The 1,088-nt window shown below is 70.0% G+C and carries 2 protein-coding genes; both read left to right on the top strand.

Annotation, left to right across the window (positions count from 1 at the left end; translation table 11 throughout):
- Nucleotides 1-342, top strand: a 342-nt coding sequence (locus ACH107_RS33050; protein ID WP_412509818.1) for an inositol monophosphatase family protein, incomplete at its 5' end; no start/stop codon positions are given.
- A gap of 52 nt (nt 343-394) precedes the next feature.
- On the top strand, nt 395-1,088 hold a 694-nt coding region (rpe, locus tag ACH107_RS33045; RefSeq protein ID WP_412509817.1), incomplete at its 3' end, for a ribulose-phosphate 3-epimerase.

The following is a 1,088-nucleotide window of genomic DNA, read 5'->3' as shown; positions in this document are numbered from 1 at the left end:
GGCGCGTCGGTGCTGGCGGCGCGGCCGGCCTATGCCCCCGAGCACTGGCGCGGCCCGGTGCCCGAGGTGGCGCGCGCCTACCGTCCGTCGCTGGCCTACCGGCTGAGCCTTGTGGCCGAGGGGCGGTTCGACGCGATGCTGACGCTCAGGCCGAGCTGGGAATGGGACATCGCCGCAGGCGATCTGATCCTGCGCGAGGCGGGCGCGGTCACGTCGGACCGCGCGGCGCGGCCGTTGCGGTTCAACAATCCCGTGCCCCGGCTTGACGGGGTGATGGCGGCCAACCCGGTGCTGCACGGGGCGCTGGCGCGGGGGCTGGCGCCATGCGGCCACGGGTCTTGACCTTGAGCGCGCGAGCGCGCAAGAGCAGGGCCGCCAGACAGGAGATGCCGCCATGCCCTTCGACCGTTCCATCAAGATCGCCCCGTCCATCCTGAGCGCCGATTTCGCCGATTTCGGGCGCGAGATCCGTTCCATCGAGGCGCAGGGCGCGGACTGGGTGCACGTGGACGTGATGGACGGGCACTTCGTGCCGAACCTCACCTTCGGGCCCCCGGCGGTCAAGGCGTTCCGCCCGCATGTCACGACCTTCATGGACGTGCACCTGATGATCGCGCCGGTCGATCCTCATATCGAGGCCTATGCCGAGGCCGGCGCCGACATGATCACCGCCCATGTCGAGGCGGGCCCGCATGTTCACCGCACGCTGCAGGCGATCAAGGCCACGGGCAAGATGGCGGGCGTCAGCCTGAACCCGGGCACGCCGCTGTCGAGCATCGAGCATGTTCTGGACATGGTTGACATGGTGCTGATCATGACGGTCAATCCCGGTTTCGGCGGTCAGAAATTCATCCGTTCCGGCGTGGAAAAGACCCGTGCGCTGCGCCGGATGATCGGGGACAGGCCCATCCACATCCAGATCGACGGCGGCGTCACGACCGAAACCGCGCCATTGGTGGCCGAGGCCGGTGCTGACGTTCTGGTGGCGGGCTCGGCGGTGTTCAAGGGCGGCAGCGTGGACGCCCCCGAGGCCTACGGCCGCAACATCGCGGCCATCCGCGCGGCCGCCGAGGCGGCGCGCGCGGGCT

This window comes from Roseovarius halophilus (ex Wu et al. 2025) (assembly GCF_047086965.1).
This window is presented reverse-complemented; position numbering and strand designations above follow the sequence as displayed.